At 44.2% G+C, this 25,589-nt stretch carries 26 protein-coding genes and 1 tRNA gene; 12 read left to right on the plus strand and 15 right to left on the minus strand.

Annotated elements, in window-relative coordinates:
* Positions 1 to 142: 142 nt before the first annotated feature.
* Positions 143 to 1,387 carry an NADH:ubiquinone reductase (Na(+)-transporting) subunit B gene (locus R7Z10_RS04930; RefSeq protein ID WP_318104182.1) on the plus strand — a complete coding sequence of 415 codons (1,245 nt, stop codon included), beginning with the start codon at positions 143 to 145 and terminating at the stop codon, positions 1,385 to 1,387.
* Between the two features lie 298 nt (positions 1,388 to 1,685).
* Positions 1,686 to 3,086, plus strand: a complete 1,401-nt coding sequence (locus R7Z10_RS04935; RefSeq protein ID WP_318104185.1) for a tryptophanase — start codon at positions 1,686 to 1,688, stop codon at positions 3,084 to 3,086.
* Between the two features lie 78 nt (positions 3,087 to 3,164).
* Here R7Z10_RS04935 and R7Z10_RS04940 read toward each other — a convergent pair whose 3' ends face one another.
* Together R7Z10_RS04940 and R7Z10_RS04945 are read right to left on the minus strand one after the other, a co-directional pair.
* Entirely contained in the window at positions 3,165 to 3,776 is a 612-nt protein-coding gene (locus tag R7Z10_RS04940; protein WP_005374167.1) for a DUF2913 family protein, read from the minus strand.
* A gap of 32 nt (positions 3,777 to 3,808) precedes the next feature.
* A tRNA-Leu gene (locus tag R7Z10_RS04945) sits at positions 3,809 to 3,892 on the minus strand.
* 559 nt (positions 3,893 to 4,451) lie between these two features.
* Between R7Z10_RS04945 and R7Z10_RS04950 the strand changes: the two genes are divergently transcribed.
* On the plus strand, positions 4,452 to 5,660 hold the full coding sequence (locus tag R7Z10_RS04950; RefSeq protein ID WP_017635515.1) for a NupC/NupG family nucleoside CNT transporter: 1,209 nt from the start codon (positions 4,452 to 4,454) through the stop codon (positions 5,658 to 5,660).
* 54 nt (positions 5,661 to 5,714) lie between these two features.
* Here the strand turns inward: R7Z10_RS04950 and R7Z10_RS04955 are convergent, their stop codons facing one another.
* Together R7Z10_RS04955 and R7Z10_RS04960 are read right to left on the minus strand one after the other, a co-directional pair.
* Positions 5,715 to 6,803: a DUF3541 domain-containing protein gene (locus tag R7Z10_RS04955; protein ID WP_005384167.1), complete on the minus strand. Its 1,089-nt coding sequence runs from the start codon at positions 6,801 to 6,803 to the stop codon at positions 5,715 to 5,717.
* 69 nt (positions 6,804 to 6,872) lie between these two features.
* Entirely contained in the window at positions 6,873 to 7,478 is a 606-nt protein-coding gene (locus tag R7Z10_RS04960) for an alpha-ketoglutarate-dependent dioxygenase AlkB (protein ID WP_054728611.1), read from the minus strand.
* A gap of 132 nt (positions 7,479 to 7,610) precedes the next feature.
* On the opposite strand from R7Z10_RS04960, the gene R7Z10_RS04965 reads away from it, so the two are divergent.
* Positions 7,611 to 8,966, plus strand: coding sequence for a diguanylate cyclase (locus R7Z10_RS04965; RefSeq protein ID WP_318104189.1), 1,356 nt, complete (start codon positions 7,611 to 7,613; stop codon positions 8,964 to 8,966).
* Between the two features lie 387 nt (positions 8,967 to 9,353).
* Here the strand turns inward: R7Z10_RS04965 and R7Z10_RS04970 are convergent, their stop codons facing one another.
* Positions 9,354 to 10,910, minus strand: a complete 1,557-nt coding sequence (locus tag R7Z10_RS04970) for a DUF3612 domain-containing protein (RefSeq protein WP_085569243.1) — start codon at positions 10,908 to 10,910, stop codon at positions 9,354 to 9,356.
* A 174-nt stretch (positions 10,911 to 11,084) separates the two neighbouring features.
* Here R7Z10_RS04970 and R7Z10_RS04975 point away from each other — a divergent pair, with 174 nt between their 5' ends.
* Positions 11,085 to 11,663, plus strand: a complete 579-nt coding sequence (locus tag R7Z10_RS04975; RefSeq protein ID WP_005374156.1) for a malate synthase — start codon at positions 11,085 to 11,087, stop codon at positions 11,661 to 11,663.
* Positions 11,664 to 11,753: 90 nt separating this feature from the next.
* Here R7Z10_RS04975 and R7Z10_RS04980 read toward each other — a convergent pair whose 3' ends face one another.
* Complete coding sequence (locus R7Z10_RS04980; RefSeq protein WP_005374150.1) at positions 11,754 to 12,767, minus strand: GGDEF domain-containing protein; 1,014 nt, start codon at positions 12,765 to 12,767, stop codon at positions 11,754 to 11,756.
* A 349-nt stretch (positions 12,768 to 13,116) separates the two neighbouring features.
* Between R7Z10_RS04980 and R7Z10_RS04985 the strand changes: the two genes are divergently transcribed.
* The 3 genes from R7Z10_RS04985 to R7Z10_RS04995 are packed head-to-tail and all read left to right on the plus strand — an operon-like array spanning position 13,117 to position 16,720.
* The gene (locus tag R7Z10_RS04985) at positions 13,117 to 14,469 is read left to right on the plus strand and encodes a DASH family cryptochrome (RefSeq protein WP_318104192.1); all 1,353 of its coding nucleotides are present in this window, start codon (positions 13,117 to 13,119) and stop codon (positions 14,467 to 14,469) included.
* The gene (locus R7Z10_RS04990; RefSeq protein WP_318104195.1) at positions 14,469 to 16,013 is read left to right on the plus strand and encodes a cryptochrome/photolyase family protein; all 1,545 of its coding nucleotides are present in this window, start codon (positions 14,469 to 14,471) and stop codon (positions 16,011 to 16,013) included. The genes R7Z10_RS04985 and R7Z10_RS04990 overlap by 1 nt, the downstream gene beginning before the upstream one ends.
* Positions 16,013 to 16,720 (plus strand): SDR family oxidoreductase, encoded by a 708-nt coding sequence (locus R7Z10_RS04995; RefSeq protein ID WP_064354492.1) that lies wholly within the window; start codon positions 16,013 to 16,015, stop codon positions 16,718 to 16,720. Before R7Z10_RS04990 ends, R7Z10_RS04995 begins: the two co-directional genes overlap by 1 nt.
* A gap of 61 nt (positions 16,721 to 16,781) precedes the next feature.
* Here R7Z10_RS04995 and R7Z10_RS05000 read toward each other — a convergent pair whose 3' ends face one another.
* Both R7Z10_RS05000 and msrB read right to left on the minus strand, forming a co-directional pair.
* On the minus strand, positions 16,782 to 16,928 hold the full coding sequence (locus R7Z10_RS05000) for a DUF2256 domain-containing protein (protein ID WP_005374142.1): 147 nt from the start codon (positions 16,926 to 16,928) through the stop codon (positions 16,782 to 16,784).
* Between the two features lie 33 nt (positions 16,929 to 16,961).
* Positions 16,962 to 18,104, minus strand: a complete 1,143-nt coding sequence (gene msrB, locus R7Z10_RS05005) for a peptide-methionine (R)-S-oxide reductase MsrB (RefSeq protein WP_005374134.1) — start codon at positions 18,102 to 18,104, stop codon at positions 16,962 to 16,964.
* A gap of 202 nt (positions 18,105 to 18,306) precedes the next feature.
* On the opposite strand from msrB, the gene R7Z10_RS05010 reads away from it, so the two are divergent.
* Complete coding sequence (locus R7Z10_RS05010; protein ID WP_005374132.1) at positions 18,307 to 18,705, plus strand: OsmC family protein; 399 nt, start codon at positions 18,307 to 18,309, stop codon at positions 18,703 to 18,705.
* Between the two features lie 129 nt (positions 18,706 to 18,834).
* On the plus strand, positions 18,835 to 19,389 hold the full coding sequence (locus tag R7Z10_RS05015; protein WP_318104198.1) for a sugar O-acetyltransferase: 555 nt from the start codon (positions 18,835 to 18,837) through the stop codon (positions 19,387 to 19,389).
* Positions 19,390 to 19,476: 87 nt separating this feature from the next.
* Here R7Z10_RS05015 and R7Z10_RS05020 read toward each other — a convergent pair whose 3' ends face one another.
* The 6 genes from R7Z10_RS05020 to R7Z10_RS05045 form a co-directional block, all read right to left on the minus strand.
* Positions 19,477 to 19,857 (minus strand): hypothetical protein, encoded by a 381-nt coding sequence (locus R7Z10_RS05020; protein ID WP_005374128.1) that lies wholly within the window; start codon positions 19,855 to 19,857, stop codon positions 19,477 to 19,479.
* Positions 19,845 to 20,162, minus strand: coding sequence for a hypothetical protein (locus R7Z10_RS05025; protein WP_318104201.1), 318 nt, complete (start codon positions 20,160 to 20,162; stop codon positions 19,845 to 19,847). Before R7Z10_RS05025 ends, R7Z10_RS05020 begins: the two co-directional genes overlap by 13 nt.
* 1,064 nt (positions 20,163 to 21,226) lie before the next feature.
* Positions 21,227 to 21,409: a hypothetical protein gene (locus R7Z10_RS05030; protein WP_021035913.1), complete on the minus strand. Its 183-nt coding sequence runs from the start codon at positions 21,407 to 21,409 to the stop codon at positions 21,227 to 21,229.
* Positions 21,410 to 21,573: 164 nt separating this feature from the next.
* Positions 21,574 to 22,260, minus strand: coding sequence for a YafY family protein (locus R7Z10_RS05035; protein WP_005374113.1), 687 nt, complete (start codon positions 22,258 to 22,260; stop codon positions 21,574 to 21,576).
* 47 nt (positions 22,261 to 22,307) lie between these two features.
* The gene (locus tag R7Z10_RS05040; protein WP_029795225.1) at positions 22,308 to 22,622 is read right to left on the minus strand and encodes a hypothetical protein; all 315 of its coding nucleotides are present in this window, start codon (positions 22,620 to 22,622) and stop codon (positions 22,308 to 22,310) included.
* A 115-nt stretch (positions 22,623 to 22,737) separates the two neighbouring features.
* Positions 22,738 to 23,661, minus strand: coding sequence for a LysR family transcriptional regulator (locus tag R7Z10_RS05045; protein WP_005384329.1), 924 nt, complete (start codon positions 23,659 to 23,661; stop codon positions 22,738 to 22,740).
* Between the two features lie 138 nt (positions 23,662 to 23,799).
* Here R7Z10_RS05045 and yjjG point away from each other — a divergent pair, with 138 nt between their 5' ends.
* The gene (gene yjjG, locus R7Z10_RS05050; RefSeq protein ID WP_005374109.1) at positions 23,800 to 24,474 is read left to right on the plus strand and encodes a pyrimidine 5'-nucleotidase; all 675 of its coding nucleotides are present in this window, start codon (positions 23,800 to 23,802) and stop codon (positions 24,472 to 24,474) included.
* A 51-nt stretch (positions 24,475 to 24,525) separates the two neighbouring features.
* Positions 24,526 to 25,065, plus strand: coding sequence for an NUDIX hydrolase (locus R7Z10_RS05055; RefSeq protein WP_020834877.1), 540 nt, complete (start codon positions 24,526 to 24,528; stop codon positions 25,063 to 25,065).
* A gap of 79 nt (positions 25,066 to 25,144) precedes the next feature.
* On the opposite strand, the gene R7Z10_RS05060 is transcribed toward R7Z10_RS05055, so the two are convergent.
* The gene (locus R7Z10_RS05060; protein ID WP_053349371.1) at positions 25,145 to 25,579 is read right to left on the minus strand and encodes a hypothetical protein; all 435 of its coding nucleotides are present in this window, start codon (positions 25,577 to 25,579) and stop codon (positions 25,145 to 25,147) included.
* Positions 25,580 to 25,589: the final 10 nt, after the last annotated feature.

Genomic DNA, 25,589 nt, shown 5'->3' on the forward strand with positions numbered 1-25,589 from the left:
CGAATTAACAGTTCGCCGAATTAGAAGAGATGAGGGAAGAGCGACGAACAAAATGGAATACGAAGAAGGAAGGCTAAGAGATTAAAAAACGATCGCTTTTTACGGCAGTGCGTACCATCTTTTAAACAAAGGAGGAGTTGTTATGAGCCTTAAACACTACTTTGAGAAAGCGACACCTAAGTTTGGCCCAGGTGGGAAGTATCACAAGTTCTATCCATTGTTCGAAGCTGTCGAAACCATTTTTTACACGCCTGGTAAGGTTAACCAGGGCATGACTCACGTTCGAGATAGCATCGATTTAAAACGTATTATGATCATGGTGTGGCTGGCGGTCTTCCCTGCCATGTTCTGGGGTATGTACAACATAGGTCAGCAGTCCAGCGATGCTTTGTTGTATGGAATGGATCAAGCCTCAGCTCAGCAAGCGCTGGCCTCTTCGTGGCAACTGAGTTGGGTATGGGGCTCGTTAGATGCGGTTTCACAGGCGGGGTGGGCAAGTAAAATGTGGCTTGGCGCCACTTACTTTATTCCGGTTTATGCTACGGTGTTTATCGTTGGTGGTTTCTGGGAAGTTCTGTTTGCTATTGTGCGAAAGCATGAGGTGAATGAAGGTTTTTTTGTCAGCTCTATACTCTTTGCGCTGATCCTTCCTCCGACAATTCCACTATGGCAAGCGGCTTTAGGTATCACTTTCGGTATTGTTGTGGCGAAGGAGATTTTCGGTGGTACTGGACGAAACTTCCTAAATCCAGCTTTAGCAGGGCGAGCGTTCTTATACTTTGCCTATCCTGCCAACATGTCCGGTGGTGCTGTGTGGGTCGCGGCTGATGGTTACTCTGGCGCTACTCCACTTAGTCAATGGTATGAAGGCGGGCAAAGTGCTTTGATAAATAATATGACAGGACAAACAATTTCATGGGGAGATGCTTTTGTTGGTAATTTACCAGGCTCGATGGGTGAAGTCTCCACGTTGTTGATCGCACTAACAGGCTTGGTTCTCATCTTTATGAAGATTGCATCGTGGAGAATTGTTGCGGGCGTGTTGGTCGGTTTAATCGGAGCTTCACTACTATTGAATGCGATCGATTCAGACTCTAACCCCATGTTCTCCATGCCGTTCTACTGGCACTTCGTGATTGGTGGGGTTGCGTTTGGTACCTTCTTTATGGCGACAGACCCTGTCTCGGCAGCTTTTACCAATAACGGGAAATGGGCATACGGACTATTAATCGGCGTGATGACGATTTTTATCCGAGTGCTGAACCCGGCTTATCCAGAAGGTATCATGTTAGCGATTCTATTTGCTAACTTATTCGCGCCACTTTTCGATTACCTAGTCAAAGAAAGTAATATCAAACGCAGAATGAAAAGGGCGAGACCTTCTTAAAATGAGGGTGACCTCACTGAAAATTGATTGAAAACTGCACTATATTGAAAAGGTCAGAGACATGGGGTTTCTGACTTTTTATTTTTATCAGGAGGACGAAGACGATGAGAATAAAGGATATTCTCGATAGCCGTTTGGTGCTGTCGTTCTGGTATAACCTAGACTACTGCTTGTCTCTTCTTAGTAAAATCTCTTCTCGTTGATTTCCTCAATGCAATCGCATTGAAAAGCATTCTATCTATTTGTTTTTTAGTCTTACGTGAAACTGCGTAGGGCAATGCGTATAAGGAAATTAACAATGAAACGTATTCCAGAACCTTTCCGTATCAAAATGGTTGAGCCAATCAAAATGACGACTTTGGCAGACCGTGAAGTCGCGTTAAAAGAAGCGGGCTATAATCCATTTCTTCTTCGTAGTGATGATGTTTATATCGATTTGCTGACTGACTCAGGCACTGGTGCCATGAGTGATAATCAGTGGGCTGGTATCATGATGGGGGATGAATCCTATGCGGGGAGTCGAAATTACTACAACCTGTGTGATGCAGTGGAGCACTTCTTCGGTTATAAGCTCACCGTGCCTGCACACCAAGGGCGTGGTGCCGAGCAAATTTTGTTCCCCGCTTTGATTGAGCGTATGCGTCAGGTGCGTGGTGGCGAAACGCCAGTATTTATCTCGAACTACCATTTTGATACCACAGCGGGTCACATTGAACTCAATGGCGGTAAAGCGATTAACATGGTAACGGAAGAAGCATTCGACACCACTACGCCTTATGATTGGAAGGGCAATTTTGATATCGATAAGCTGGTGGCAACAATTGAAGCGCACGGTTCGCATAACATCTGTGCAATTATCACCACGATTACTTGTAATAGCTCCGGTGGTCAGCCTGTGTCGATGGAAAACATGCGCAGTGTGTACGAGATTGCAACCAAGTACGATATTCCAGTGGTGATTGACTCGGCTCGTTACTGTGAGAACGCCTACTTTATCAAGCAGCGTGAAGCGGGTTACGAGAATAAATCGATTCTGGAAATCATCCGTGAGATGTACCAGTACGGTGATATGCTCACCATGTCAGCTAAGAAAGACCCGATGGTAAACATTGGTGGCATGTGTTGTATTCGTGATCATAAGGAGTTGTTCCAGGCGGTGCAGACGCGCTGCGTACCCATGGAAGGATTTGTAACATACGGCGGCATGGCTGGGCGTGATATGGAAGCGCTCGCTCGCGGTTTGTATGAAGCCGCGGATGAGGATTTTCTTCACTATAGAATTAGCCAAGTTCAATACTTAGGTGAGCGCTTACGTGAAGGCGGTATTCCGATTCAATACCCAACGGGTGGTCATGCGGTGTTTGTGGATGCCGCTAAGATTTTGCCACATATTCCAGCGGATCAGTTTCCTGCGCAGGTATTGTGTAATGCTTTGTACTTGGAAGCGGGTATTCGAGCAGTAGAGATAGGATCGTTGCTGCTTGGTAGAGATCCGGAAACGGGTAAACAAAAAGTGTCAGAGCTTGAGTTGATGCGTTTGACCATTCCACGTCGTGTCTACACAAACGATCATATGGATTACATTGCGGATGCGATTATCGAACTGAAAAATCGTGCACATGAGTTAAAAGGGCTCACTTTCGAGTACGAGCCACCAGTGCTGCGCCACTTTACTGCTCGATTTAAAGAGATCGATTAACTCAAGTTTAAATCTAGATAAGCAAAAGGCCGCGAGTTTCGCGGCCTTTTTCGATTCGTTTATTTCTTAGCGTTACACTTACGCCAACTCTAATGTGATGCGAACGAACTGGTCGTCTTGATACTGCACTTCATAATTGAAGGTACCACTGGCGTAAATGCTGCCAAGAAAAAGTGAACGTTGACTCATTGGTCCGCGGAACAGCATCGAAATAGGAGCGATTAGGGCGTTATTATCATCGAAGTGCTGATTTAAGTTCTCAGAAAGCACACACAGCAAACAGCCGTGTTGGTCGTGAGATAAGTCGACGTCTTCCGGTCGAGATAATAACACGGTAGTCCCCAGTTTCTTCTCAATCTCGTTGATCAGCAGCAAGTAGCTATCTAGATCGGGTTGAGGGTTGCTGGGTTTGTCTGCACCGACGCAGCGCTCGAGTAATGCTTCCAGATTTCCGTTCTCACCTTTTGCCTGCTGAGTCAAAGATTTTAACGGCTTTTTAATCAGCTTATAGCGATTACTCTTCAGTTTTGGTTTCAGCCATTTCTGAAGTAAGTCATTACGTTCTTTAAGGGAGAGGCCATGCGAGGACGCGTGAATTTTAAAGTGCAGGTGTAATAAAGCGTGAACCGCAAGCTCACTCAGAAGTTGGTTAGCATCTGTAGACTGTCTTGCCTGCTTAGAACTTTGCATTACACTCGAACAAAATTAGGGAAGAAGGATAATGGTGCCGAGAGAGGGACTCGAACCCTCACACCAAAGGCACTAGCACCTCATGCTAGCGTGTCTACCAATTTCACCATCTCGGCATCATGATGCTCTGAATACTCAGAGGCCTCGAAAGAAGCAACGCGAATTATAACCAAAATCCACCTGTTGGCGAGAGCAAAATGACGAATTTTGGCTCTTTCGAGTTTGATTGCATATTTATTGGTCACTTTTATGTTTTTTACCATCAACGCCTATCCTTATGCCCTTACTTTTATTAATGGTATGGCGACAAAAGAGTACTTTTGCCTAAATTTTGAACGCTTGAACGTTTGCGTAAATAAATGTGATGAATATCTCTTTTTGTTGGTTATACTTGCGTCCCGTTTAAGCGGGAATTAGGGTTTAGTTGTTCAGGACCCTTACCCATACAAGCCGTCACATGGAGCAGGCCAAGCAACATGCTCGCCAGCAGTGAATGACCCCACGGACCGGACCAGCTACGTTCAATTGCTTGTATAAGGTAAAAATAAGATGTCGAACTATTCGTTCTGTCTACATTCTGGATCTAAAAGTGAGTTATCACTCGCTGCGTTGTCCCTTTCTTCTGCCAATTCCTTTGGCTCTTTTTTCTTTTTCAACGTTTAGTAGGTCCAGCTCATGAGTGTTCTATTTAGTCTATTTGGTATTGTTGCACTGCTAGGTTGTGCTTTCCTACTTTCTGAGGGTCGTTCTTCCATTAATTGGAAAACTGTATCTCGCGCCTTGATGCTACAAATGGGGTTTGCTGCTCTGGTGCTCTATTTCCCGTTGGGTCAAGCGGCGCTGGCGAGTTTAAGTAATGGTGTCGCGGGGCTACTCAGCTTTGCTGATGAAGGGATTAAATTCCTCTTTGGTGACCTCGCTTCTTCTGGCTTTATCTTCGCTATCCGTGTCCTTCCTATCATCATCTTCTTCAGTGCTCTTATCTCCGCCCTTTACTATTTGGGCATTATGCAAAAAGTGATTCAATTTATTGGCGGCGCTATCCAGAAGTTCTTGGGTACGAGTAAAGCAGAGTCTTTGGTTGCAACAGGGAACATTTTCTTATCTCAAGGCGAGTCACCACTTCTTATTCGTCCATTTCTTTCTAACATGACTCGCTCTGAACTGTTTGCCGTGATGGCTGGTGGTATGGCTTCAGTGGCGGGCAGTGTGCTTGGTGGTTATGCTGGTTTGGGTGTCGACCTCAAATACTTGATCGCGGCAAGCTTTATGGCAGCACCAGGTAGTTTGATGATGGCAAAAATCATCGTTCCTGAGCGTCAAACGCCAAGCGATTACAACAATATTGAGCTAGATAAATCAGAAGAAAGTAACGTTATTGATGCGCTAGCAAGCGGTGCCATGGGCGGTATGAAAGTTGCCGTTGCTGTTGGTACCATGCTTATCGCTTTCGTGAGTGTTATCGCGATGGTGAACACGGGGCTAGAAAACTTGGGCGAGATACTTGGTTTCTCTGGCGTAACGCTACAAGCGATTTTTGGTTATTTGTTTGCACCTCTAGCGTGGTTGATTGGTGTGCCAAGCCACGAAATTCTAGCTGCGGGTTCATACATTGGTCAGAAAGTGGTGATGAATGAGTTTGTTGCGTTTATCGATTTTGTGCAGCACAAAGCGACACTGTCTGAGCATACTCAAATTATTATCACTTTTGCGTTGTGTGGTTTTGCGAACATTGGCTCAATTGCGATTCAGTTGGGTTCTATCGGCGTGATGGCACCTGAGCGCCGCAAAGATGTTGCAAGTCTAGGCCTAAAAGCGGTTGCTGCTGGTACACTCGCTAACCTGATGAGTGCGTGCTTAGCGGGCATTTTTATCTCTCTCTAATTTAGATTGAAGATACACACTAAAAACCCGCCTAAATGGCGGGTTTTGTTATTTCTAAGGCTTGGGCATTAAGCCGTAAGGTATCGATTTAAAAGCCTCTGGGTGCTCTTGATAAGTTGGCGCTTTATGTACCCCTTTCCAATCGAGCAGCATGATGGCTAGTACGTTACGGTGTTCGCCGTACTTGAGATCAAAGTTACCGTCGACAGACGGAATCATCCCTTTTTCTGCGTTGATTGCGTGACGAATGGCTTGGCGGGTTTTCTTTACGACCGGATCATGGTCCAAGCCTGCTAACAAAAACGAAATGCCTACTTCCGCAATCACGTCTTCTTTGGCGCGCAGTAGGATAGTGTCGATATTGTTGCGAAAGTAATCATAAATCCATTGGTGTTTCTTCTCGCTTACTCGCTCCTGATAATACTGTGAATCGGCAAAGATGATGTGCGTCATACCATAGAGTTTGTTCCAATACTGCTGAGCTGAAAGCATCTTATCTTTATCGTCGGGGTAGGTGTCACGGAAGGTTTGAGTGAATTCCTCGACCACATCTTGCTCTCCTAGCTGACGAAGCCAGTAGACTTGGTTTGCAAGCTGAGCTGCCCATGCCTCTATCATCTCTTTGTCCGTAACGTAACGCGAGAAATCGTAGCGCCTAATAATTTTTCTCAGCGTTTTGTCTTGTTTATGCTTTAGGCCATATTCGTTTGCTCTTGCCATTGCGCCAAGCAAATCCACACCAAGATAAAGGTACTCAGGATGGTGTTTAGTCACGGTATAGCGTCGCTGACCTCGTTCGGTTTCTTTCTCTTGATACGTGGTCAGCCTTTGAGATGAATAGAGAATGATGTCTTCTGGTTCAACGACTTCATTAGCAAATTGGTTTAACCGGCTGGCTACTTGTGCCATGTCGGTCCAAATGGCAGCGTGATATTTCTCATCTAATGTTTGGCGGTACATGCGTAAGCCAAAATGGCCCTCTTTAAACGCCGGGAAAGTGAACAGTTCTTGTTCGTAGGTACTACGAATCAACTGCGCTGATTGAGTATTATCGAGAAGCGGTACCTCTTCCTGTGATGCCTGAGCTGCAAAGGTAAGTGAGCAAGAGAGTAAGACCGCTAAGCTAAGAGGTTTAATACGCATAAATCCATTCCCTATGAAGTCCTGAACCTAAACCTACCATCAATATTAATTGAGAATGTAAAAGCTGAGTCAATAGTTAAAAATTTGCCTAAAAGTCAGGTTGATACGTTCATCTTTGGTTTTCGCGGTTTTTGGTACGCAGTGCTTCCAGTGATGCTGTAGCTCGCCAGCCATAATCAGTAAGGAGCCATGAGAAAGCTCATATTCAATCTCAGTTTTACAATGTAAATTTCTAAGCAAAAATCGACGTGTTTCACCTAAGTTCAAAGATGCGATAACAGGGTTTCTACCTAACTCTGGTTCATTATCTTGGTGCCAGCCCATTGAGTCTTGGCCGTGTCGATATAAGTTAGCGAGAACAGAATTAAAAGTGACATCAGCAACTGATTCACAACGCACTTTGAGCTGAGTTAACTCAGGAGTCCAAGGGTGAGGCTGCATGGTTAAGCCTGAGTAAGTATATGCTGCATCACCGTGCCACGCTTGTAAGCGAGGTTGAAGTACTGACTTGCCGAACATAGCAATGTGTTCTTGGTGCCATGGCAGTGTCTTTCGAAGTTGGTCAAAGTAATTATCCGCCTCAAGATGGTTAAGAAATTGAGGATCATAATAAAGTTTTCCTCTTTCTACTTCTTGCCATAGATCGCCGCCAAATAAATCGCCTTGTTGATGCATCATCTCACACCTAAAACATAAAAGTTGTCAATCACTGTTACCTTTCTGATTATGATTGGTTATTCTTGTGATAATAAGAATTTTAACAATAAATAAAAAATCTCGTAGTTGTATACGAGTTGTGGGGAGAAAATGCGTTATTTACCCAGAAAACGATGCTATTTTGCATTGTTCTTCCTCACCTTTTTCGCTTTGTGTATTGGGGTTATCGAGCTGTTAAATCGAAACCAGCAAGAGCTTCACAAAGAGCGAGTTCAAGTTGAGGCCAAAGAACAACTTTCCATTCTCCGTTCCAATTTGGAAGCGGTACTTATGGCGGATATCTACAAAGCCAGTACTTTAGCGACACTCATTACGTTACTTCCTAAAAACCAAGAAGAAGAATTGAGTATCGCCGCTCACCGAATCCTAAATAAAAGTAAACATATTACAATCATCGGTATCGCGAAAAATGATGTAATTAGTCATGTATTTCCACGCCAAGGTAATGAGCGCCTAATCGGCCTTGATTACCGCGCAGTGCCACAGCAGTGGGTACAGGTGCAAAAAGCCAAGGATGTACAAGAAATTTTCATCGCAGGGCCCGTTACATTGATCCAAGGTGGCCGAGGTTTGATCGTGCGTGTGCCTGTTTTTCTTGATCCTCCAATGAATCAGGACTACTGGGGAGTGATCAGTGCGGTGATTGATTTCGATGCTCTGATGAGAGAAACCGGCGTAATTGATTTCTCGTATCGTTACCCTTTAATGATCCGTGGTTACGATAGCGGTGGCTCATTTGGTGATGCTTTCTTGGGCGCGCAAAGTGTAAATAGCATGGTATATGCAAAAGAGATGGTTCATTTTCCTTATGGTGGGTGGAGTATGGTGGTTTTCTCTGGAGGCAAAGCTGATCGCCAAATCTCTTGGCATCAGTTGCATTTAGCTAGAGTAATCGGCTATCCCATTATATTCGCACTTAGCCTCGCGCTGTTCGCCATTTATCGACTGTATACCATTGCAGATGACAGAGCTTTACACGATGAACTCACGAATTTACCAAACCGTCGCTATTTTATGAAGTTTTACAAGCAGCAGTTCGAAATAGCGAAACGTTATAAAAAGCGTTATAGCTTCGCCTTAATTAATATTGACCTAGATAGGTTTAAACACATTAACGACACCTATGGTCACGACGCAGGTGACAAAGTTTTAATCGCTACGGCTGAAAGGGTAAAAAGCTCTCTGCGTAAATCAGACATCGTGGCCAGAATGGGCGGTGATGAGTTCTTAGTTGTAGTTCATCACCCAGGAACGGAAGAAAATGTTCAGTCCCTTCTACAAAAACTTCGATTAGCGCTATGCTCGACGCCCGTCATTTACGATGAAACGCTTATCTATTTGAAAGCCAGTATTGGGTACGCGATATTTGACCCGAAAATGTCATCTCCTGAGCAAATGATGAAAATAGCCGATGAGAGAATGTATCAACAAAAGCATGGCGGATGAGCCTGAACCCAGTTTCAATAAGGGGTTAGAGGAATGGTAAAGTTGGGAGCCCGAAATCTCATCATCATTGAGGTGCAAGAATATGTGACTTCATATGTTCACAGACACTTTGCTGAGAGAGTCGTTATTAGTAGTGCATTCAGTGGCATATTTGCATGATGTTGCATTTTGCAAATGCAGTTTGCGAAATTAATGGTTAATAAAGCAACGATATGCATCTGGATCTACTAAAAAACGGCTTTTTTAAAGTTGGCACGCATCGTGCTTTACTTAGAGTGACCCTTATTAAGCCGAGGGTCACCTAGCCAACTGACGTTGTTAGTGAATACAAATTGTTCACAAGTATATACCGCCAATCACGTTTATTGTGATTGGCGTTTTTTCTTTCTAAAGCCCGATGATATTCACGTAGCTGCCCGTCTCATCAGCTTCTCCGCACTTGCTGTAACAACTAGGTTGTCTTGGACAAACCGCCCCTCTGGAGCAGATCAACCTTGCTTGGGTTTGAATCCCGCGCTCTATCCAGTTGATGTTTAATATCTTAGCGATAGTCGTTAAGTCTTTTTTGATGTGGGGAGGAATAACACTACTTCCGCCGGAAGCGACACAAAGGGACTTAAGTTCTTCCGCTATGGAAACGGCATCGCCACCTTGTGCAGAAATAGCAGGGTTAAGATCAATACCGGCACATAGCACGCGATTATTTCCCGCAGGGTCAAATACGTTGACCGATTCGCAGCAGTAGATACGTGGCTCGTCGCCAACATTTAAAATCGAAATTTGCGCTGAACTGGTATCCAAAGGCTGGGAAAGGCGTCGGAATACCGCCCAGTGCTGGCAAGGGTCGTTTACTTTGCGCATGTTGCCCCAAGGCAATGGAATACCATTTCCTCGATACACTGCTTTTAACTTGCCGGGGCCATAGGCATCAAAATAGTGCCAATGAGGGTAAGGCGAGACCACCGTCATGCGACGCATTGCAACGGAAGGAGAAACGCCGGCCTTTTTGTGAACATCAATTTCGTAACCGGAGCGGTCAAGCAACTGACGAAATGGTACTTTGGGGCAAAGCAAGGCACCAGCAAAAAAGCTGGACTCAAAATCACGCCAAGCTTGCAGGATATCTTGCGAATTGAGTTCAGAGTTCGACACAGGGCTGTCCATTTGCTCCCAATTGTTTTGATGCCCGATAGATAAAACGTTATTCATTGCATCGCTGCTATGGAGCACTCGATGGCCGATATATACCGCCAAGTCATACTTCAATCGGGTTGGATAGTCACGCATTCGTTTATTGAGATAAATAGTCCCAGGTGGCTCCATGAAAGACGTAATCAACTGTTTGGCGCTGACGCCCAGTTCATCAATCACATCTTGTGGCGCTCGATCTACCCAGCGGATATCCAATCCCATACTCTTTGCAATGTCTACGAGATCTTCTACAGATAGATTCAGCCGCTTCAAGCCGACCTCTTCGGCGGCGCGCTCTAAATCAGGAAAATGGTTTTGATGGTTTTCTTGGTGTGCGCGGATCAGTAAGTGGGCAAACTGACGCCCCGTGATACCTGTTTGGGAGAGCATTTCTGGTATCGCGATTTGAAGAATATCATTGGAGAACAGAAAGCTCGGCTCCAACGCCATGCCACTAATCCCGCCACGATTTCCTTTGTTGGGTGTGATGGCTTCTAATTCGGGTTCATCATCTAAAAACCAAGCAGGATCTTTTTGAAAAACTTCCGCGATCACTTCGAGCATATCGATACTCGGTACGCGTTTTCCGCGCTCAATCATTGAAAGGTAAGAAACCGAAGGAGCGTACTCTGGATTAATTCTTACACAACGGGCAGACAAATCTTCCATCGTTAAATGGTTGTTTTTTCTTAGGTTACGAATTTTCGTACCAAGAAAATGAGACTGACGAATAAGGCTTTTTGACACAGACATTTTGTAAAATTCACATTGTAAAATTTTTGTTGTGAAATTGTAGTCAATATTTCGCTAGTCTACATAATGAGCAGGCAAGGAAATTAACCATCCACTTCACAGAATTGCCTGAAACTTAAATAAAGGATTTAAGTTTTTACTCTAGGACGAGTTTTTAAGTGCGAGGATATGACGATGAATATGCTGAACTTCGATAAAAAAGAGATGCAACAACAACAACGCCCATTTATCGCTGAAGCCGTATTTGCCGTCGAAGCGGTAAGTGCTGAGCAGCAGAGTGAGAAACAAGTAAAAGCGAAGCAACTGCTTGACCGCATGTTCCCATTGGAGAACGGGTCGCACCAAGACGTATCAAGTTACGTAATTGATTATCGCCATGTATTGGCTTACTTCAAAGACGGTACGCATAGCGGCCTGAAAAGCCCGAAACATTTTGTGGCGTACACTGGTGAAAAGGAAGATCCAAAGTCGATTTTGTTTAAAGATGATTCGGGCAATCATGTAGAAGTGCTGTTTGGCTGTCACAAAGGCACTGGTTGCGTGGAATTAGTGGACATTGACGATATTCAATTAGAAACTCGCACGACGTTTCATCCTGAACTAACTGGCAATGCACCAACCGCGATGCGCCATTGGATAAGTCTAATCAAAGGCGACAAAAAAGGTAAGCCGATGGCATGCAGTGAAGATAAAGAATATACCGCAAAAAATGGTGACGACTACATTCTAAGTTACTGTTACAGCGTCGATTAAGATACTCATGATTGGATACAAAAACCCCGCACTTTACAGCGCGGGGTTTTCTTTTTCATCATAAAAGTCGTTTTCGCTTAGCCAGTTTATTTAAATTGGCATCACGCGGTTACGACCGAGTTGTTTTGCTTCATAAAGCTGTTTATCGGCTTTATTGATTAAGGCTTCAGGCGTATCACCCGGCTCAAATTCTGCTACCCCAAAAGAAGCGGTAATGCTGTGAACTTGTGTGCCTGAGCGCTTATCTCTGATACGTAGTTTTTCTATCATCCGGCGTAGTGTGTCTGCATATTGGCGAGCAATTCGCAGAGATTTGTTAGGTACAATTAACGCGAATTCTTCACCACCAAAACGGTACGCACATATCCCATCTCGACAGCTTTGTTGTAGCCGGCGGGCAATGGCTTTTAATACTGTATCGCCAAAAAGGTGCCCGTAATTATCGTTAAATGATTTGAAATGATCGATATCAAGCATGATTAAGGTCATTGCCTGATTTGATGCAATAAGTGAAGAGAGATCTTTGTCAAATGCTCGGCGGTTGTATAGGTTTGACAAACCATCGAACAACGCATCTTGCTGTACTTCAGCCAGTTGGTTTTTGAGGCGAGAAATTTCTTCACTCGCGTTGGTCAATTGGCTATTCAAAAACTTTGTTGAGTGACGAATTTCGTGTGACTCTGCGACAAGTTGACGAATCACCACCATCACTTCTTCAATGCTTAGGCTATTGTCCTCAACTTTTTCCAGTTTATTAAAGCTTTTGTCTACCATCTCAGAAAAGGAGGAAGTATCTGAAATCGTATCGCTCATTGAACTGGATACTTCATGTAGCAGAACTTCTACATTGGTTCTAAGATCTTCAAGGCTGGTTTCTGCTTTGCTGGCCACATAGTTGTTGTAAAGCTGTTTATTGGTTGCTGGCGGGCAAATACCGTAGTTTTCTAACACCGTGTCTAACTCAAAGTTGAGTTCTGGAATGGTCTTGTCAACGTAGGTATACCAAAGCGCGTAGTTGGCTGGCGTGGCAGCAACATGGTTTTTGATCATCAGTGGGACCGCTTTTTTTAAATTAGCGGTTGATTTCTTAAACTCGTCGGTCATTTCTGCGATGGTACTAGCAAAATGGGATTGGGCTTAGATTAACGGATATTAACTAATGTCGCTTTAATTTTTATCACTTTTGCATGGTTTATATAGAAAATGAGTGATTAAGATCGTGATCAATACCGGTGGATTCAAATTTTATAAAATATCAGTATGAAACATGTACAGGCGTTTGGTGGTATTGCGTGTTTTGAGATATCCAGCAAATGGATTCCGTGTGAACGTTAGTAACCTAATGATCGTCAAACTCTCGTTTGCGTATAAAAGCAAGTAAATCAAAAGGCTTAACGTCAGGGTCTCCGTGAAAAGAACTCGTAGACGAAGAATTAACATCTGAGGGTGCGAATTGAAAAAGAAAATAGGACTTTATTGGTTCACGAACGACTTGCGATTGCACGACAACCCACTGTTGAAAAGCGCCAGTGTAGAAATGGACGAGTTAATTTGCTTGTATTGCTACCCTTCAATGACGCCTTACTTGCATCACTTTGCGCAGGAAGCCTCTTTCGGGCGCGCGAAATTGCAGTTTCTCGATTCATCGCTTAGTGAACTCAATCAATCTTTGAATCACCTTGGTCAGCGATTGTGGGCAGTTGAACTGACGCCCGATCAAGCAATCAAGTATGCTGTTAATCGCTTCGGCGTCACACATATATATGCTGACGCCTTTCCCGGTTCGGATGAGCAACAAGCGTTAGATCGCGCAGTTGAAGGCGCGTCTCATGTAAAAATAAAACAGCACGCAATCCGGACCCTGTTAAGGGAAGAGCAACTGCCATTTGACTTGAGCAAACTGCCTACGACTTTCACGCAGTTTAGAAAGCAAGTTGAAGGTTTAGACATCTCTCGGCCCCACGAGAGTATACGTTCGTTACCTCCAATTCCTTTAGGTGTGAATCTTCCTTCCGTTACTGCATATTACTTTGACACAAAAGCTGCGTTTCATGGTGGAGAAAGCCGCGGGCTTGAACATTGTCGCCAGTATTTTGCTTCCACACTAGCCAGTGAATACAAACAAACACGCAATGGTTTAGATGGCATGGATTACTCCACCAAGTTCTCTCCTTGGCTAGCTCATGGGTGCGTTTCTCCGAAAACTATTTATGCCATGTTGAAACGTTATGAAGCGGAGAATGGTGCAAATGATTCAACCTACTGGATTTACTTCGAACTGCTTTGGCGTGAATACTTTTATTGGTATGCCCGTCGACACAAGCGACAGCTCTTCCGATTCGGTGGCATCCAAAATCGAGCACCACTCACCAGCTTTTACGCGCACCGTTTTCAACAATGGAAGAAAGGTGAAACGCCATTTCCTATCGTGAATGCATGCATGCACCAACTTAATGAAACGGGTTATATGTCGAATCGTGGCAGGCAGTTAGTTGCCAGTTGTTTGGTGCATGAGCTTGGCCTCGATTGGCGTTATGGCGCGGCGTACTTTGAGTCACAACTGGTCGATTACGATGTGGCATCAAACTGGGGAAATTGGCAATACTTAGCAGGCGTTGGTGCTGATCCGCGTGGTTCACGACAATTCAACCTCGAAAAGCAAACCGAAATGTACGACCCGCACATGGAGTTCATTGATAGGTGGCAAGGTCGTTGTCCTGGCGCGCATTTGGATAGTGTAGACATGGTCGATTGGCCGATTGTGATGGGCAGCAGTGACAAAGCTTCGTCATCGGAGAAACCGTAATGCAATTTGAAACCGTACGATTGATCTTGGGCGATCAACTTAACAGTGAGCACTCTTGGTTTCAGCAACCGGATGAGCAAGTGCTTTACCTGATTGCGGAGCTCAAGCAAGAGAATACTTACGTCACGCATCATATTCAGAAAGTGTGTGCGTTCTTTTCTGCAATGGAACAGTTTGCGAAAGAGCGTCAGAGTGAAGGTCATCAAGTTCTGCATCTCACGTTGGATGACACACAATCCTTCGACGATCTTGAGCAAGTCTTGCAACACTACGCGAGTGAAGTTGGTGCAAGTAAGTTTGAATATCAACGCCCGGATGAATACCGTCTTCTGGAGCAGTTAGCCAAACTAAAGCTTGATGGGGTCGTGACGCGTTGTGTCGACTCGGAACATTTTTTGTTGCCGTTTGAGGAAATAGAATCGCAGTTTCCTCAAGGTAAACACATCATGATGGAGCACTTTTACCGCCGTATGCGCAAGCGCTTCGACATCTTGATGCAAGACGGAAAGCCCGTCGGCGGAAAATGGAATTACGATGCCAATAATCGTAACAAGCTCAAAGCCAAAGACATTGAACAACTGCCACAACCTTTGATGTTCAGTACTGACATCCACGGCATTATTGAGCGGCTGGCACGACATGACATCAAAACCATCGGAAATCTCGAAGGGGACTTGTTGTGGCCGATTAATCGCGCGCAAAGCCTCTCTTTACTCGCGCATTTCTGCCAAGTCTGTCTGCCGTTATTCGGACGTTTTCAAGATGCCATGACAGGCCAGCACGACGCTAAGTGGAGCTTGTATCACAGCCGAATTTCATTCTCGCTTAACAGCAAATTACTGCACCCGAGAGAAGTCATTGATGCTTCACTCAAGGCATTTCATTCCAACGCAGACATCGACATTTCTCAAGTCGAAGGGTTTATTCGCCAAATCTTAGGATGGCGAGAGTACATTCGAGGCGTCTATTGGGCGAACATGCCTAATTACCCGAAAAAGAACGAGCTGGGCGCAGAAAGAAAGCTGCCAAACTTCTTTTGGAGTGGCGAAACCAAAATGGCCTGTATGCGCAATGCGATTGAGCAGTCCCTCGATTATGCCTACGCACACCACATCCAACGTTTGATGGTCACTGGTAACTTTTGCTTGCTAACCGAGATCGACCCAGATCAAGTGGATGAGTGGTATCTCGGTATCTATGTTGATGCGATTGAATGGGTCGAAATGCCGAACACACGTGGCATGGCATTGTTTGCGGATGGCGGCATTGTTGGCACCAAACCTTACGCGGCGAGTGGTTCTTACATCAACAAAATGAGCGACTACTGTAAGGGTTGCCATTACGACAATAAGGCGAGGAGTGGGGAAGGATCGTGTCCGTTTAACAGCCTTTATTGGCGCTTTATGAACAAGCACGACAAGCGCCTCGCAGCCAATCCACGAATCGGGATGATTTTCCGCTCTTGGGACAACATGGAAGAACAGCAACGCCAAGCGATTCTTGATACCGCAGAGCACTACATAGAAAACGTGGAGAACTTGTGATGGAAATACTCATCGTCGGTGGCAATGGTGGAATTGGTTTGGCAGTGGTGAGAGAAGCCGCAGCTCGGTTCCCTCAAGCGCGCGTGCATGCCACTTATCGTAAGCAGCAACCAGATTGGCAACACCCAAATGTCGTTTGGCATCAAGTGGATGTATCGCAAGACGAGCAGGTAAAAGCGTTCAGTGAGCAGATTGAACACGTCGATTGGTTGGTGAACTGTGTTGGTATGTTGCACACCCAAGAGAAAGGTCCTGAGAAGAATCTTAGCTCGCTCGACGCAGACTTCTTTCAGCAAACCATCACGGTCAATACTTTGCCAAGTTTACTGTTGGCAAAATACTTCACTCCCAAGCTAAAATGCAGTACTGCACCTAAGTTTGCGACCATTTCAGCCAAAGTTGGCAGCATTAGCGATAATCAGTTAGGTGGTTGGTACAGCTATCGAGCATCGAAAGCCGCATTAAACATGTTCCTCAAAACCATGTCGATCGAATGGCAAAGAATGGTCAAACATGGCACGGTGCTGTCACTTCACCCAGGTACTACAGACACCGCTTTGTCGGCACCTTTTCAAACCAATGTGCCAGAGGGAAAGCTGTTCACACCAGAGCGAGTCGCAAAGGATTTATTAGGCTTGTTAGAAAAAGCAACTCCGCAAGATAGCGGGGCGTTTTGGGCTTATGATGGGACGTTATTACCTTGGTAAGAGAACGCGTACAAACGTTAATACAAAGGGAATAACATACTCCAGAGAGGGTCGGAGTGACCTACGTTTTCGTTGATTTATTTCTTCGGCAACGCTCAGAACAATAAACGATTTCCTCCCAATTTCGCGCCCACTTCTTTCTCCAAGAAAATGGGCGCTGACAGACCGGACAGACTTTCATGGGAAGGTTGGATTTAAAACCTTTCATCGCGCTGAATGTTCACTCCTAATTTGGTTAAAACTACTTATCAAATAGGTATAGGTAATCGCCGTAGCCTAAACTCGCCATCTTGTTCACAGGTACAAATTTCATCGCAGCAGAGTTCATGCAATAGCGTAATCCCGTCGGCTTCGGACCATCTTTAAACACATGACCTAGGTGTGAATCACCAAACTTACTGCGGATCTCCGTTCTAGGGTAGAGTAGTTTATAATCGGTTTTCTCCACGATGTAACCCGGGTTAATTGGTCGAGTAAAGCTTGGCCAACCTGTGCCAGATTTGTATTTATCAGTAGAAGAAAATAGCGGTTCACCGGTCACAATATCCACATAAATTCCCGCTTCTTTGTTGTCCCAGTATTCATTATCAAACGGACGCTCCGTGCCTTCTTCTTGCGTCACGTAATACTGTAGCTCTGTTAAGTTTGATTTGATTTCAGACTGAGCAGGCTTACTGTACGCTTTCACTTTCGAAAGCAGCTTTTTTTCTTCAATCAACTGTCGAAGTGTTTTAGGGCTTTCTTTTCGATCTTCACCAAATACTTCGTCGAGATATTTATCGCGACCTGATGCGTAGCGGTAGTATTTGTACTTCAGGCTACTCTTCTTGTAGTAATCCTGATGATACGACTCCGCAGGGTAAAACTTTTCAAACTCGATCAGCTCTGTTTTCAACGGTTTTGGATAGATCATCGCCTTGTCGATTTCCATCATAAACTGCTTAGCAATCTGCTTTTGCTCCGCATTATGATAGAAGATCGCCGGACGGTATTGAGGACCACGGTCAACAAATGAACCTTTATCGTCGGTAGGGTCGATATGACGGAAGAAGTAATCCAGCACTTGTTCGTAGTTCACAACAGCAGGATCGTACTTCACCTCAATCACTTCAATATGACCAGATTTACCAGAAGAGACTTGGCGGTAAGTCGGGTTTTCAATATGACCACCTGAATAACCTGATACAACATCGATTACGCCGGGCAGTTGCTCTAAATCCGATTCTGTACACCAGAAACAACCGCCAGCTAGCGTTGCGATTCTTGTATTCTCTGAAGCCTTCAGCTTATCCATCGTATCGGCGGTACCTGTTTTACTCAATAGTAGAAACAAGACTGGAAGTGCGAAGGAGAAACCGGCCAATAACTTAGACATATTCTTCATAGCTACCTCATCGTTATTTTTGTAGAAAGTGTTACTTGAATAAAAAGTGTTACGTATAGAGAAAGGTAACCGAGCGAAAAAATTACAGTAATGTTGAAAATTCCGTTGCCCTTTTATGCGATAGAGCTAAAGTATCGACAAGAAACATACCGCTAGTAAGGGCAACGATGCCTTGAATGAGCGATGCTAAATGAGGTAAATCATGCAAGCTGAAGTTAAATGGATAGAAGATTTTAAATTTCTTGGGCAATCTCAGTCGGGCCACTCCGTAGTGATGGATGGCAATGGCGGTGCAACCGCACCAAGCCCAATGGAAATGGTACTAATGGCTGCTGGTGGCTGTAGCTCTGTCGATGTTGTTGATGGTTTGAAAACAGCAGGCCAAAAGGTTTCGTCAGTTAATGCCAAGCTAACCACAGAGCGTCGTGAAACCGCACCGCGTATCTTTACGCAAGTGAATATCCACTTTGAAGTGTCAGGTGACGAGCTTGACCCAGAAGTCGTAGCAAAAGTGGCGGCTGACTCGCTAGAAAAATACTGCTCGGTTTGCTTAATGCTAGGCGAAGGTGTTGAGATGACCCACAGTTGGGAAATTGTGTAAGTTGACAGACTCCACAAAATATAAAAACAGGAAAGAGAAAAGTCCGGGCTTTTCTCTTTTTTTATTTCGCAGTTCACGTACCTTGTGAAGAATCTGAAAGCAGTAATTGCAGGTTGTAGGAGTCTTCCAGTGACAGAACTAGAAAAAATGATGTCTGGCCAGGTCTTTGATGGCATGGACAAAGAAATTGACGCCATTAGAAGCCATGCTCTTCAAGCACTTAGAGCACTTAATAATAACACCGACGAAAGTCAGCACGACGAATTGCAAAAGCAGCTATTTGGCAAGGTAGGCCGTTGTATTGTCCAGTCCCCTTTTCATTGTGAATTTGGTAAGACCATCGAAATAGGAGAAGAAACCTTTATCAACATGAACGTGGTCATGCTCGATGGTGCCAAAATTACCATCGGGAACCACGTGCTCATTGGACCGAGCGTGCAATTCTATACCGCTTCTCATTCTGTTGATTACCGAAGTCGTCGACGTTGGGAAACGTTTTGTAAACCTATCACGATTGAAGATGATGTGTGGATTGGCGGAAATTCCGTCATCAACCAAGGTGTAACAGTTGGCGCTCGCTCGGTGATTGCGGCGAACTCGGTCGTTAACCATGATGTGCCGCCAGATTGTCTATACGGAGGCACGCCAGCTAAGTTGATTCGTCGTCTCAACGAAGAAGAGTAGAGATCAGTATGCAATAACACTGGCGATTAGAGAGTTCTGACTGAGCTCTCTTCGTCGAGTACATCGTTATATTTTAATGTTAATTTCTCATTCAATTGCTAAAAGAACGGCACCAATTGATAAAGTCAGGGCAACGACAACAGAGTTAACAATGATAATACCCAGTAATAGAATCGACAAATAACGATACCATTTTGGTACTTCTCTAGAAATATTAGGTAATTTTCGCTTTTCACCTGAGCTAGGTTGAACGATTAAACGAACAAACATCAATGTTCGGAAAAATGCGTAAGGCCACCCTGTGAATAAAGAAAGCTCAAATTCATTAAAATATGGTTTTTTAAAATAGTTCCCAACAATCTCCTTCGGCATCAGAAAGTGCATGACACCGATAAAAATGGTTTGTAAGAAAATAATAATCACACCAGTCATTAAAGTGTAAAAAAGAAATGTGATTACTTGCTGCATATAGACTCTATTCCAGTACTAGCGACTAAGTTTGGCTTGCTTTCAATTGAATTATAAAAGCTTTTTGCCACTTTACCGGATGCATAACCTACAGCCGTTGAACCGGCAGCGAGTACAATGGCAGTCACCCAGCCAATAGGGTTTGATACTAAAAATAGACCGACTAACGCGCTGGTACCCATTCCTACAGCTGTGCTAGTTATTGACTCAACAAAAATTTCATTCTTCTCATGTTGGTCTTGTGTATTCGCAATCTGAATGCTGGAAGCCGTCAGACCAACACCGACTAAAACATGTCCGCCCACTTTAGATGCTTGAGCTATTTTATTCAGTTTTTCGGCTTGTTTAACTATATGAGCATTCGCAGGTAACCCTCAACTTCGAGCGATGCGGATAGACTCGTAAGCTTTTTATTATCAAGTGATAAATTTAGCCTTTCATATGGAGTACCATACATGTTTAATATAATTGATGATAAGTTATCATGAGTTTTTATTTTATACTCAAATAATCCCGACACAGAGCACCTCTAGCTAATAATTTGTTTGTGCAGATACTAACAAAAAACTATATTTAAAAAGGTTTATTTTTTGCATTCTAGACTTTCATTTTAAAAAGTTACAAATTAGCTGATGTATTTATTATTTGTATGAAATTGTTAATGTGATTTTTTACATTTAAAGTGTGATATTAAACTTGGTTGGATAAGTGAAGGTCATACATGATTTGCTAGTGATAAAAAACCTGCGATAAAAAATACAAGTGCTAACATTGTAGAGTTTATGATAATTACCCATATTATTATGAAGGATAATAGACGGTACCACCTAGGCACCTCTTGGGATACATCGGGTAACTTTCGTTTTTTACCTGAGTTAGGTTGAACGATTAAACGAACAAACATCAATGTTCGGAAAAATGCGTAAGGCCAACCTGTAAATAGAGCTAGTTCGAAAGTGTTAAAATAAGGTTCTTTAAAGTAGCTATTGACAATGTCTTTTGGCATTAAAAGGTGCATGATACCTATAAAGAATGTTTAAAAAAAAATAACTAATACACCAGAGAACATTAAGTATCCAATAATGTTCCAGATCAATTGCATATTGCACCTATCCTTATAATAAACCGATGCTTTTTCAAAGGTTTTATCCTAATTTTTATCATGAAGAAATAAAGAGACTAACAGATAACCTATATCTTAGCTATGAATGTAAGGCCGTTTTGAAGGAGTGTCGAGAACGAAAATAAGAACTATTTTATTGATTTTTATGTAAATATAGTTGGTCGTGTATAAAATGGATAACGTGTAATGGCGAGATGTAAGCCTTGCACAACTAACAAAGGTTGGTTAAACAAGGCTAATAGTCGGTTATGGATGAATAACGATTTGTTGCTCCTCAGTCATCACAAGTGTCGCTTTGCTTTGTTCGATAAGTTGGGCAGCATAAGAAGGGGTAACTGCCTGCATATCACCTTTAGATCGAAGAGTTAAAGACTCCCACGCTTGATCTCGATATTTCCCTGCTTGGGTGTATTGAATCAGTACTTTCATAGCTTCACGCTCCGGTGTGGTTGACGTGCTACTTAAGTTAACGATCTTAGGTTGGTTGCGCATCTGTTAAAAATGAAACATTAGTTTAACTAAATGTGCCTTTCCAAATATCGCGCATTGAGCAGAGCAATTTAGAATCCTTGTGATGGAAGGATGAAGAACACTCAATCTTTCGATTCATACTGCGCAATATAATGTTTGAGAGATTTGGTTTCCGCACTCTGAAACTCTTCATCGTGCATACGCAGTGCTTGGATACGGTCGAGGCGGAACTGGCGGTAGTCATCGCGCAATTCGCACCAGGCGACCAGCGTCCAGACTTTGCCCCAAAAGAACTGGCCTAACGGTTGGATTTTTCTTTCGGTCACCTGTCCGCTTTCATCTTGGTAATCCAAACTGACCTTAAACTGATGATCAATCGCGTGGCGCAGAAGCTGCCCTCGTTTGGCAGTCTCGGATTGGGTGTGATAATCGGGCACAATCAGCGGACAATCTTCCACTTGTTGTTTGAGCTTATCGGGCAATACCGAAAGTATTTTGGTGGACGCAGAGTGAGACGCTTCGGCGAGTTCAACATCCGACCAGGCTCGAACCATCCGCATACCCAGTTCAAGCGCCATCATCTCTTTTTCTGAGAACATCAAAGGCGGCAGATGAGAGCCAGCTTGCAACAGGTAGCCAACACCTGCTTCACCTTGAATAGGAACACCAGAACTAAGCAACGACTGAATATCGCGATAAATCGTACGTTCGCTGACTTCCATTCTTTCTGCGAGCTCTTTCGCTGTCACGGCGTAACGCTTTGCGCGCAAAAGCGTCAGTAGCTCAAACAGTCGTTCTGATTTGCTCATGATGTTCCTTATCTAGACCTACTGGTTGTTAGTAGTAGTGTGGCTGATTACTTCTCTAGCTCACTGCACATTTTTAAGTTGTGATGTATAAGCTCGAAGCTTTCGCAGTCAATCATTGATAACAGAGGCTGAAATTCAGCGGCTTGCTTAAGCTGTTTTCCCGCCTGTTTTGCATCGTCCATTGAACGCCAGTAAATGATGTCTGTCCACACATCGTCCGTCGCTTCGTGACTGAGTGAGCGATACAAAAAGCCCGGCAGATTCTTCACAAACGTTTGTGACTGTTTGGCAGCGGCGATCACGTCTTGCTCTGTTGTGCCTGCGGTTAGACGAAATTGCACAGTTTCGATAACGGTTTCCATATTGTGATTCCTTATTGGTTTTGGCGGATTGCCTGTTGAGTTCCAAATAAGGTTACGCGGATGGAATGTCAGAACATGTCAGTAGTGAAATCTCACTCACTTATCATCAATATGGTTATTTTTCTGGGCTGTTGTAACGATCCCAGTAAGGTAAATCTGTGCCGAGTTTTTCGCTGATAAAATCGATAAAGGCTCTTACTTTCAACGGCATGTGCTTGCGCTCAGGGAACACCGCATAAATGGCGTGTTCTGGTAGAGAATACTCTTCCATCACCGGTTTTAGATTTCCTGCGGCAAAGTCTCTTCCTGCAATAAACGTCGGCAGTTGCGCAATGCCCGAACCTCTCAACAGCAACTGGCGAATGGCTTCGCTGTTATTGACGATAAAGTTTCCTTTTGGAAGCACCTTGTATTCGCTGCCATTGTTGATGAACATCCATTCGACGCCGCCACGGAAATAGGAATAGCGCAGGCAGTTGTGACTGACTAAATCACTTGGTTTTTGTGGTGTTCCAAACTCCGCTAAGTAATCTGGCGAGGCACAAAGCACACTTTTACAAGGGGCGAGACGTTTTGCGATTAGATTGGAAGAGGTGAGTTCACCAATACGGATCCCCAAATCAAAACCGTCTTTAACCAAATCGACCATTTTGTCTTCGAGGTTTAAATCCACTTCAATTTTCGGGTAACGAGCGAGAAACTCGCTGATCAAAGGCGCGATATGCAGTACACCGAAAGACATTGGCACGGTAATTTTGAGCCGACCTTGTGGAGAGCCTTGCAGTTCCGATACCGCGTCTACGCCTTGCTGGGCCAGATTGAGCGCTTGAGAAGCGTACTCAAAATAGCGTTCTCCCGCTTCGGTCAGGCTCAGCTTACGCGTGGTTCGGTTAAGGAGACGAATGCCCAAATCGTCTTCTAGTTGGTTGATGCGTTTGCTGATCGCCGATTTCGTCAGATTCAGCTGTTTGGCCGCAAGGGAAAAGCTGCCGCATTCGACAACAGCAACAAAAACGGGCAGGGAGGCAATCGCGTTCACATCAATCTCCTATTATCGTGAAGCATTTATTGTTGAGCACAAGGATACAATTAATTTCCAATTATAGAGATTATCTTCAAGAAGAAAACAATCTAGACTATGCACCAGTATTACGACCTTGATTTTGGGAAGAAGAAAATGAAGTACGATTGGATCCTGTTTGACGCTGACGAAACCTTATTCCACTTTGATGCTTTCAAAGGTTTGCAGCTTATGTTTTCTCGCAAAGGCGTAGATTTTACTGAACAAGATTTTGCTCATTACCAAACCGTAAACAAACCGCTTTGGGTGGATTACCAAGACGGCAAAGTAACGGCAGATGAGCTAAAACATAAGCGTTTTACCGAGTGGGCTGAGAAGTTGAATACCACAACAGCAGATCTCAACAGCGCATTTTTAGAAGCGATGGCCGATATTTGCAGCTTGTTGCCAGGTGCAAAAGAGCTGATGGAAGCGCTGCAAGGCAAAGCTAAAATGGGCATCATCACCAACGGTTTTACAGAGTTGCAAGCAATTCGCCTTGAGCGCACAGGGATGACTGAGTACTTCGATAAAGTGGTGATCTCTGAACAAGTGGGCGTAGCAAAACCGGACTTAGGTATTTTTGAATACGCGATGCAGCAAATGGGCAACCCATGCAAAACGCGCGTACTGATGGTGGGTGACAACCTGCATTCCGATATTCTGGGTGGTAATAATTTTGGTATTGAAACTTGCTGGTTAAATACCACAGGCGCAAGCGTCGATGAGCGTATCGCACCAAATTACACCGTTGAGTCTTTGAGTGAACTAAAGAACATTTTGGTGGCGTAACCGAATCGGGTATTATTCCGCAGTAACCCTCAGAAAAATCAAGGAATAACCATGTCAGACATCAAACAGCTAGACAGCAAAGTCGTTTACCAGAATAAGTGGATGACGGTGCGTGAGGACAAAATTTTACGTCCGAGCGGCGCAGAGGGTATCTATGGTGTGGTCGACAAACCTGATTGTGCTGCGATTCTGGCTATCGATAACGGGATGATTCACTTGGTTCAGCAGTACCGTTACACCGTAGGTCAACGTTGTTGGGAGATCCCACAAGGGGCGTGGGAATCAAACCCAGATGCGGATCATCTTGAGCTTGCCAAAGGCGAGCTGCGTGAAGAAACGGGCATGCAGGCGAGCGCTATGGCGTATGTCGGCGCGCAGTTTATCGCATACGGCTTTTTGAATCAGACATGTCACGTCTACTTCGCCAGTGATTTAACGGACGTGGGCAATCAACTCGACAGTGAAGAAGAGGATTTGATCACTCGCGCTTTTTCGGTTGAGGAGTTCGAACAGATGATGATCGACGGTACGATTAAAGATTGTGTCACCATCGCTGCTTATGGTTTGGCGAAGCTGAAGAAATTCATTTAGTTATCCATGACGATTTTTTAATGAAAACAGCGGCCTAGTGCCGCTGTTTTTAGTTTGGGTGAGTTCGTTGAGCCATCGCTTACTCGTCGATTTTCTTACCTAAGATTTCCACTTGCGCTTTTTTGGTCACCCCCGCGACTTGCAGCGCTGTGCTGCCAACCGATTCATAGTTCAACTCGATCTTGTCTAATTTCGCGTTATTTTTTGTTGGTAGGCTTAAACTTCTTGATGACATGCCTTTAGTCAGAACACCTAAACTGTCGAACGTCTTTTCCTGACCATCTTTCATGATTACTTTAACGCTTTTCAGATCGACCGTACCTTGCGTACATTTGATTTTGATGTGGCTGAAACGAGCGTTAGCAAATGGTGACAGTGGATTGACTGTGTCGGTTTCCGATTTAAAACTGACGGTTTTATCTGCAATCTTGTCCCAATCGTTGTCTCCAGCAATCGATTGGAAAGAGGCTACAGCCGCTAAAAGACAGAGCGCGATGGTGTTGAACAGTTTCATAACTTTTCCT

Origin of the sequence: Vibrio sp. Vb1018, assembly GCF_033338775.1 — a bacterium.
In the GTDB taxonomy this organism is placed as follows: domain Bacteria; phylum Pseudomonadota; class Gammaproteobacteria; order Enterobacterales; family Vibrionaceae; genus Vibrio; species Vibrio alginolyticus.

Excerpts from the sequence above, each read along its gene's own strand:
- R7Z10_RS04940 (WP_005374167.1), bottom strand. The coding sequence starts at position 3,776 with ATGCAAAGTTCTAAGCAGGCAAGACAGTCTACAGATGCTAACCAACTT.
- R7Z10_RS05040 (WP_029795225.1), bottom strand. The coding sequence starts at position 22,622 with ATGGAAACCGTTATCGAAACTGTGCAATTTCGTCTAACCGCAGGCACA.
- R7Z10_RS04990 (WP_318104195.1), top strand. The coding sequence starts at position 14,469 with ATGCAATTTGAAACCGTACGATTGATCTTGGGCGATCAACTTAACAGT.
- msrB (WP_005374134.1), bottom strand. The coding sequence starts at position 18,104 with ATGAAGAATATGTCTAAGTTATTGGCCGGTTTCTCCTTCGCACTTCCA.
- R7Z10_RS05035 (WP_005374113.1), bottom strand. The coding sequence starts at position 22,260 with ATGAGCAAATCAGAACGACTGTTTGAGCTACTGACGCTTTTGCGCGCA.
- R7Z10_RS05000 (WP_005374142.1), bottom strand. The coding sequence starts at position 16,928 with ATGAAAGGTTTTAAATCCAACCTTCCCATGAAAGTCTGTCCGGTCTGT.
- R7Z10_RS04935 (WP_318104185.1), top strand. The coding sequence starts at position 1,686 with ATGAAACGTATTCCAGAACCTTTCCGTATCAAAATGGTTGAGCCAATC.
- R7Z10_RS05020 (WP_005374128.1), bottom strand. The coding sequence starts at position 19,857 with ATGCAGCAAGTAATCACATTTCTTTTTTACACTTTAATGACTGGTGTG.
- R7Z10_RS04970 (WP_085569243.1), bottom strand. The coding sequence starts at position 10,910 with ATGTCTGTGTCAAAAAGCCTTATTCGTCAGTCTCATTTTCTTGGTACG.
- R7Z10_RS05060 (WP_053349371.1), bottom strand. The coding sequence starts at position 25,579 with ATGAAACTGTTCAACACCATCGCGCTCTGTCTTTTAGCGGCTGTAGCC.
- R7Z10_RS04975 (WP_005374156.1), top strand. The coding sequence starts at position 11,085 with ATGAATATGCTGAACTTCGATAAAAAAGAGATGCAACAACAACAACGC.
- R7Z10_RS05030 (WP_021035913.1), bottom strand. The coding sequence starts at position 21,409 with ATGAAAGTACTGATTCAATACACCCAAGCAGGGAAATATCGAGATCAA.
- R7Z10_RS04995 (WP_064354492.1), top strand. The coding sequence starts at position 16,013 with ATGGAAATACTCATCGTCGGTGGCAATGGTGGAATTGGTTTGGCAGTG.
- R7Z10_RS04930 (WP_318104182.1), top strand. The coding sequence starts at position 143 with ATGAGCCTTAAACACTACTTTGAGAAAGCGACACCTAAGTTTGGCCCA.
- R7Z10_RS04955 (WP_005384167.1), bottom strand. The coding sequence starts at position 6,803 with ATGCGTATTAAACCTCTTAGCTTAGCGGTCTTACTCTCTTGCTCACTT.
- R7Z10_RS04980 (WP_005374150.1), bottom strand. The coding sequence starts at position 12,767 with ATGACCGACGAGTTTAAGAAATCAACCGCTAATTTAAAAAAAGCGGTC.
- R7Z10_RS05010 (WP_005374132.1), top strand. The coding sequence starts at position 18,307 with ATGCAAGCTGAAGTTAAATGGATAGAAGATTTTAAATTTCTTGGGCAA.
- R7Z10_RS04965 (WP_318104189.1), top strand. The coding sequence starts at position 7,611 with ATGCGTTATTTACCCAGAAAACGATGCTATTTTGCATTGTTCTTCCTC.
- yjjG (WP_005374109.1), top strand. The coding sequence starts at position 23,800 with ATGAAGTACGATTGGATCCTGTTTGACGCTGACGAAACCTTATTCCAC.
- R7Z10_RS04960 (WP_054728611.1), bottom strand. The coding sequence starts at position 7,478 with ATGCATCAACAAGGCGATTTATTTGGCGGCGATCTATGGCAAGAAGTA.
- R7Z10_RS04950 (WP_017635515.1), top strand. The coding sequence starts at position 4,452 with ATGAGTGTTCTATTTAGTCTATTTGGTATTGTTGCACTGCTAGGTTGT.
- R7Z10_RS05055 (WP_020834877.1), top strand. The coding sequence starts at position 24,526 with ATGTCAGACATCAAACAGCTAGACAGCAAAGTCGTTTACCAGAATAAG.